Annotated in this window: 5 protein-coding genes and 1 tRNA gene; 1 reads left to right on the top strand and 5 read right to left on the bottom strand. The window is 49.6% G+C overall.

The genetic code is table 11. The features are described from left to right. Nucleotides 1–665: 665 nt before the first annotated feature. The 4 genes from BLQ17_RS16550 to BLQ17_RS16535 form a co-directional block, all read right to left on the bottom strand. Nucleotides 666–742 (bottom strand) — tRNA-Met (locus tag BLQ17_RS16550). 148 nt (nucleotides 743–890) lie between these two features. Continuing rightward, nucleotides 891–2,537: a chaperonin GroEL gene (gene groL / locus BLQ17_RS16545; RefSeq protein ID WP_092224846.1), complete on the bottom strand. Its 1,647-nt coding sequence runs from the start codon at nucleotides 2,535–2,537 to the stop codon at nucleotides 891–893. 77 nt (nucleotides 2,538–2,614) lie between these two features. Next, a complete protein-coding gene (groES, locus tag BLQ17_RS16540; protein WP_092224844.1) occupies nucleotides 2,615–2,902 on the bottom strand; it encodes a co-chaperone GroES in 288 nt (95 codons plus the stop codon). A 234-nt stretch (nucleotides 2,903–3,136) separates the two neighbouring features. After that, nucleotides 3,137–4,219 carry a branched-chain amino acid aminotransferase gene (locus BLQ17_RS16535; protein WP_092224842.1) on the bottom strand — a complete coding sequence of 361 codons (1,083 nt, stop codon included), beginning with the start codon at nucleotides 4,217–4,219 and terminating at the stop codon, nucleotides 3,137–3,139. A 193-nt stretch (nucleotides 4,220–4,412) separates the two neighbouring features. On the opposite strand from BLQ17_RS16535, the gene BLQ17_RS16530 reads away from it, so the two are divergent. Further along, nucleotides 4,413–5,504, top strand: a complete 1,092-nt coding sequence (locus tag BLQ17_RS16530; RefSeq protein ID WP_245695203.1) for an AI-2E family transporter — start codon at nucleotides 4,413–4,415, stop codon at nucleotides 5,502–5,504. 29 nt (nucleotides 5,505–5,533) lie between these two features. Here BLQ17_RS16530 and BLQ17_RS16525 read toward each other — a convergent pair whose 3' ends face one another. Next, nucleotides 5,534–6,865, bottom strand: coding sequence for a putative sensor domain DACNV-containing protein (locus tag BLQ17_RS16525; protein ID WP_092224840.1), 1,332 nt, complete (start codon nucleotides 6,863–6,865; stop codon nucleotides 5,534–5,536). Nucleotides 6,866–6,873: the final 8 nt, after the last annotated feature.

The following is a 6,873-nucleotide window of genomic DNA, read 5'->3' as shown; positions in this document are numbered from 1 at the left end:
AAGGGCTTGGCCTTGACTGTTATGGCCAACATGCTACTCGTATCAACACAAAGAAGGTAGTCTAAATTACCAACAAAGGTGTCTCATTTTCATTGACACATTCCGACGACGTATTTTTGCTATGGTCTCCACTACTAACATCCTCCATTTCCTCCGTGATAATTTCATCACGGACGGGATAACATAGAGGGGTCAATTTTCGACGCTGTTTTCTTCTCTAAGGGGTCATTATTGCACGCTGATTAACACGCATGATTTGTCTCCCTCTAATAATATCTTTTTAATGCCATCAGATATCGTCTGCCATTTGTTATGGTCTACAAACTGGAGACGGAAATATTGAATGTTCTCGTCCTCAACAATTTGCATGATACTATTTTAATAATATGTGAAATGGATCCTTTCGGTCAAGGCAACAGTGTGGTGTTTGCAAGAGGTAACACATTTGGAAGGGTAGACGGTTTCTAGCGTGCAGAGACAGGGACAAAACAGGATGGAAATTTGATCAAGCTACATGGGTGGTATAGAGCCCATCCCCTTTCTTTGGTGGAGCCCTTCCAAACTTGCCTACAATATGCCTACAAGTTGATCAAAAACAAAAAACCCGCATCCAGAACTGGAGCGGGTTTATATGTAAACAGCCTTTTAATTCGGCTTGTTGCGTCTGGTGGCGATGCAGGGAATTGAACCCCGGACACTGCGGATATGAGCCGCATGCTCTAACCATCTGAGCTACATCGCCATAGTGATGAGGCAACGATTTACCTTATCTGTATTAAACTGTCAATAATTTTCCAAGATAATTTGTGTTTCACCCCATAAAAAAAGGAAGGCATCCTTTGACGGAGGCCTTCCTTTTCAAGACTGTTCTAAGCAGACTCGGCGGGAAATTACATCATTCCGCCCATTCCGCCCATGCCACCCATTCCTGGAGGCATTCCAGCCGGAGCACCGCTGTTCTCTTCAGGAATCTCAGCGATCACACACTCGGTGGTCAACAGCATTCCGGATACGGAGGCTGCATTCTGCAAAGCGGTTCTGGTAACTTTTGCAGGATCGATAACACCGGCTGCAATGAGGTCTTCATACTGTTCGGTTGCAGCGTTGAAGCCGTTGGCGCCTTCAAGGTTCTTTACATGCTCGACAATAACGGAACCTTCACGGCCGGCATTGCTGGCAATTTGACGCACAGGTTCTTCAAGGGCACGGAGCAGGATGTTCTTTCCTACTGCCTGCTCACCAGGAAGATTGAGCTCGGCAAGAGCTTTGAGGCAGCGCAGATATGCAACTCCACCACCGGGAACGACACCTTCTTCAACTGCGGCTCGGGTAGCGTTGAGAGCATCTTCAACCCTTGCCTTCTTCTCTTTCATCTCAACTTCAGTTGCCGCACCAACGTTAATTACGGCAACACCGCCGATAAGCTTGGCAAGTCTTTCCTGCAGTTTTTCACGATCATAGTCGGAGGTGGTATCCTCAATCTGGGTACGGATCTGCTTAACGCGTGCAGCAAGAGCGTCTGCATTGCCTGCACCGTCAATGATAGTGGTATTGTCCTTGTCGGTTACGATACGCTTACAGCTTCCGAGATCGTTGATGGTTACATTTTCAAGCTTGATGCCGAGGTCTTCGGTAATCACCTGGCCACCGGTAAGAATGGCGATATCCTGGAGCATTGCCTTGCGACGATCACCGAACCCGGGAGCCTTGACTGCGGCTACATTGAGGGTGCCGCGCAGTTTGTTGACAACGAGGGTTGCAAGAGCTTCACCATCCACATCTTCGGCAACGATGAAGAGACCTTTGCCCATTTTCGCTACTGACTCGAGGATCGGCAGCAGATCCTTCATGCTGGAAACTTTTTTCTCAACGAGAAGGATGTAGGGATCTTCCATGGATACTTCCATGCGATCCGGGTCAGTTACGAAGTAAGGAGAGAGGTAGCCACGGTCAAACTGCATACCTTCAACAACGTCAAGGCTGGTGTCCATTGATTTTGCTTCTTCAACGGTAATAACGCCTTCCTTGCCAACCTTGTCCATCGCTTCGGCAATGATGTTACCGATGGTCTCATCGCTGTTGGCAGAGATGGTACCAACCTGAGCAATCTCTTTCTGCTCCTTGGTCGGGGTGGCGATCTTGGCAAGTTCGGCGATTACAACCTCGACACCCTTGTCGATACCGCGCTTGATTTCCATCGGGTTTGAGCCGGCGGCCACCAGACGAACACCTTCGGTGTAGATTGCCTGGGCCAGAACAGTTGCGGTGGTGGTACCGTCACCGGCAACGTCAGAGGTCTTGGAGGCAACTTCCTTGACCATTTGCGCGCCCATGTTTTCGAACTTGTCGGCAACCTCAACTTCTTTGGCTACGGTGACACCATCCTTGGTGATGGTGGGGGCACCGAAAGATTTTTCAATCAGTACATTGCGGCCCTTGGGACCGAGGGTCACCTTTACGGCGTCGGCAAGGGTGTTTACCCCTTTGAGAATTGACTCCCGAGCTTTAACTCCATATTTTAGATCTTTACCAGCCATTATTTCATTCTCCCTTTATATACGAGATGTATCTACTTATAATAATTTTTCTTCAGACGAGCCTAATGAAATGAAAATTATTCCATAATTCCAAGAATATCATCTTCACGCATGATCAAGTAATCTTCACCGTCGAGTTTAACGTCGGTTCCGCCATACTTGGAAAACAGCACTCTGTCGCCCACAGCAACCTGAAGAGCAACTCTTTCGCCACTATCGGCAACCTTGCCAGGTCCAACAGCTACAACCTCACCCTCGGCAGGTTTTTCTTTAGCACTATCCGGAATGATGATACCACCTGCAGTCCTTTCTTCTTCGGCAAGTCTTTTTACCAAAAGACGGTCATTCAATGGACGAATTTTCATTACTACCTCCTAACGATACAATATGTTGTTTTTTCAAGAAAAGGGTCCATCGATTGTAAAACATGGATGCCCGTATTCATTTTTTTGCCCGATTTTCAGGCAGGTATACAAAACTGCGCAAAAATATATGATTTGATTTTCAAAAATCAAGGGTGAAAAACAAAAAAAAATCGAGGCGGGACGAAGCCTTGGGATCAATCCCCTAAGGCTCCGTAATTAAATGTTATTCAGAGTTCAGCCAACCCGGACGACCCACTTAAACGGGTCTTCCCTGTAACCGTTCTGGAGTTCGCAAATCTCTTTGTAGAGCCTGCTGGACAACTCGCCCGGCCGGCCGTTATTAATGAGATAAGAAGTGTTTTTATACAACAGCTCGCCCACCGGCGAAATCACTGCGGCAGTCCCCGTTCCAAAAGCCTCTTTGAGGCTCCCCGAGTTGCTGGCTCCCAAGACTTCGTCTATGGATATCTTTCGTTCCACAACCTCCACCCCCCAGCTCTCGGCAATTTTGATCACTGAATCCCGGGTGATTCCAGGAAGAATCGATCCACTCAAAGAGGGGGTTATCAACTGGTCGCCGATGACGAAAAATATATTCGAGGTACCGACCTCTTCAACATATTTATGTTCACACGCATCAAGCCACAGCACCTGATTGCATCCGGCCTTTTTGGCGTTTTCAGACATAAGCAGTGAAGCGCCGTAGTTGCCGGAGACCTTGGCCGCTCCCACTCCACCTTTCACCGCCCTTACATATTCGTCACTCACGTAAATCCTGGTCGGGGTGAACCCCTGGCCGTAATAGGAGCCAACCGGACTCAGGATAATATAAAAATAATATTTACTGGAGGGCGACACCCCCAGGGCCGGTTCCGCTGCGATCATTGTCGGCCTGATATACAGACTCGCTCCATCTCCTGACGGTATCCACTCTCTGTCCAGGTAGACAAGAGCCTTAAGCGCCTTAACCACCTTGTCTACCGGTAACCGCGGCATGCACATCCGAAGGGCCGAATCGTTCATCCGTTCAAAGTTGTCGGCGGCCCTGAACAGATACACCTGGCCATCCTTTCCCAGATAGGCCTTGGTACCTTCGAATATCGCCTGACCGTAATGGAAGACTCTTGCTGCGGGGTCCATTTTCAAGTCCTGATAGGGACAGATTCTGGCGTCGTGCCACCCCTGCTCCCTCGACCAGGTCATAACAAACATATGATCCGTAAAGTAGGCTCCGAACCCCAGATTGTCTTCCGGCGGTTTCGGTTTCATCTTGTCCGGCGCGATTTTTTCCACTGCAACTTCAAGATCTTCCCACATAACTGAAATCTCCCTGCCAATACAATTTATATTTGCTTAAATTTATGGAAGTAATATATTTTCCTGCATCACGTGCTTTGTTTTCTTGTCCCGGAAAGAATCCAGACAACAGAACAAAATAACGCAGCTGTCGGTTTAATTGCAACTCAATTTGATCGAGGCCAAACATCCCCCAACCAGCCAATACGCAACAATGCACATAAAAAATCCGTCACCGCAGAACACCGGACACCACAACAGCCCCATGGGGATCAGATATTTTCTCATCGTTTTTTTGATCTCCATTTTTTTCTTCGGCCGCATTCTCTGGCCCTTCTGGTCAATTCTGGTCCTGGCGTTTCTGCTTACCAACCTGTTCAGGCCAATCTATATCTTTTTTACCAGACACCGTTTTCCGGAATGGGTCGCATCGGTGATAACCTGCCTGCTGATTATTGCTATCGTGATTATCCCCATGATTTTCTTCATCATCTCGCTAACCGATGAAGCGCTCAACCTGTATACCTGGGGAAGAGACAGCCGGGTAGGCTTCAAGCTGCAGGAATTTCTCCAGGGAAGTCCCCTTATTCTGCAGTTGCAGTCACAATTGCACGAAGTCGGTTTCACCTTTGACCCGTCCCAGGTGACAGACGCCTTTACTTATCTGGTGAAAAAAGGCGGGCTGTTCCTCTACAACCAGGCGAGCGGCTGGGCGGCAAACTTTCTGCACTTTCTGTTTTTGTTTTGCATCATGATCTTGATCATATTCTTTTTCTTGATCGACCAGCCGAAATTTATCTCTTACATGAAGCGCCTCTCGCCGCTGCCGGAAGACGAAAACGACCTGCTGATAAATAAATTTCATCAGATTGCCAACGCAATCCTGAAGGGAAACGGCATCTGCGGCCTGATACAGGGAATTCTCGGAGGAGCCATTTTTTCAATACTGAACCTCAACTCCCCTTTGCTATGGGGAAGTATCATGGCTATTCTCGCCTTTCTCCCTATTTTTGGAATCGGCCTGGTAATGATCCCGACTGCGGCGATCCTGGCGCTCAGCGACCGGATGAGTGAGGGAATTTTTCTCTTTGTTTTTTACCTGCTCCTGTCGATGGGCATTGAATATCTGGTCAAACCCAAGATGGTGGGCAACGAGGTGAAGATGCACACCCTGCTGGTTTTTCTTTCCATTATCGGCGGCCTCAGTGTTTACGGAGTCATGGGAATTATCTACGGCCCGCTGATAATCACGGCATTTCTCACGCTGTCGGAAATATACCTCAAGAGATATGGCCACCAACCCTGACAGATTCGGGCGCCAGAAGCTGACCCGCTTCAGGTGAAATCTATGGGGATCAAGTCCCAGCAGGTAACCATGTCCTTGTTCCAGGTGACGATGCGCACCTTGGCGTCCTGCGATACGATGATCCCCAGAATGTTCTGGAGTTTATTGCAAAGATAATAGAGGGACCGGTGCCTGGTGCCGACACTTTCGACCCGTTCGATCTCCCGCTGCACCCCCTCCGGATCAAACGCTTTGGCCACGCTGCCCCCCATCTCCATGGTTCCCTGTATGATCCCGCCAAAACCTATTATTTCCAAACCCTCTGTGGTAACCACCGCCCCATCGACTCCAGCCATCCTGGCGATGAACCTGGCAAACTTGAACACCCGTTCGTCAAGCTGGGCCAGCTCCCGGGTCTGCAGGGTGACATAGTCGTTCCAGCCAGCCACATATTCAGGGCCATACAGTTTCCCGCAGCTCCTGGCCAACACCTCGGTAATCTGCAGTACGACATTGCGCAGCTGGTTTCTCGCCCCGTTTTCGGAAAAACGGTACTTCACGTCAATGTACGGATTGTCATGGGCCACGAGCTCATCCATTCCGGCAGGAAAGGAAATAACGGTTCCTCCGTGCCCGGAACTGCGGACGGTGCTTATCACATGTTTTAAAAACTGCGTATAGAGGCTCGGAAAGAATGCCGGATCGATTTTAGCCCAATGATCAGTCGAGCTTCCGGCGTTTCTCCCGTGGAGCATGCTCAACTCCTTGCGGACCTGGGCAAATCTCCTGGTGACCCACTCGGACTGGAACACGTTGGTCGAGGGCGATATTATATTACCGCCACTCAGCTGGGCGAGAATTTCAAGGCCGCGGCAGAGTATGATACGCCCCGGGCCGACCACATTTATACCGAGCGCTTTTGGCAGCGGAGTTGCCTGTTTGCTGCCGCCGTGGATGGCATGCATCCAGCGTGAGCCGGAATGAATCATCCCCCAGATCTGCAGGCCTTCGGCCCGGGTATAGCGAATACCGATCAGTGAATTTTTATAATCGGTCGACGGTCCGAGCTTGAGGAGCTCGTATTCGTTAAATGGCCTGGGTTCATCAAAACTGAGGGTAAAAAGTCCCTGCTGCTCCCCGGAACCGTCCCTGTCGATGTCATCGGGTTCACAGAGCATCAACCTGAACCGCAGACCGCGCTCTTCCTCCCGCAGCTGACTGACCTGGTAACAGATCGACACCAGCTGCTCAAGCACATCGAAATCGGGAAGTCTGCGAAACTCCTCTGTTTTTCTTTTCGCTTCCGCAGTTGCACTGTCCTTGCCCTCCCGCCAGAGGGCAAGCAGCTCAAAAACCAGATCTTTGGGGTATTTGTGTGCCATAACTCAAG

It is taken from the genome of Desulforhopalus singaporensis (genome assembly GCF_900104445.1).
Lineage (GTDB): Bacteria > Desulfobacterota > Desulfobulbia > Desulfobulbales > Desulfocapsaceae > Desulforhopalus_A > Desulforhopalus_A singaporensis.
This window is presented reverse-complemented; position numbering and strand designations above follow the sequence as displayed.

Coding starts and splice junctions, on each gene's coding strand:
- BLQ17_RS16530 (WP_245695203.1), top strand. CDS start 4,413: ATGCACATAAAAAATCCGTCACCGCAGAACACCGGACACCACAACAGC.
- groES (WP_092224844.1), bottom strand. CDS start 2,902: ATGAAAATTCGTCCATTGAATGACCGTCTTTTGGTAAAAAGACTTGCC.
- groL (WP_092224846.1), bottom strand. CDS start 2,537: ATGGCTGGTAAAGATCTAAAATATGGAGTTAAAGCTCGGGAGTCAATT.
- BLQ17_RS16525 (WP_092224840.1), bottom strand. CDS start 6,865: ATGGCACACAAATACCCCAAAGATCTGGTTTTTGAGCTGCTTGCCCTC.
- BLQ17_RS16535 (WP_092224842.1), bottom strand. CDS start 4,219: ATGTGGGAAGATCTTGAAGTTGCAGTGGAAAAAATCGCGCCGGACAAG.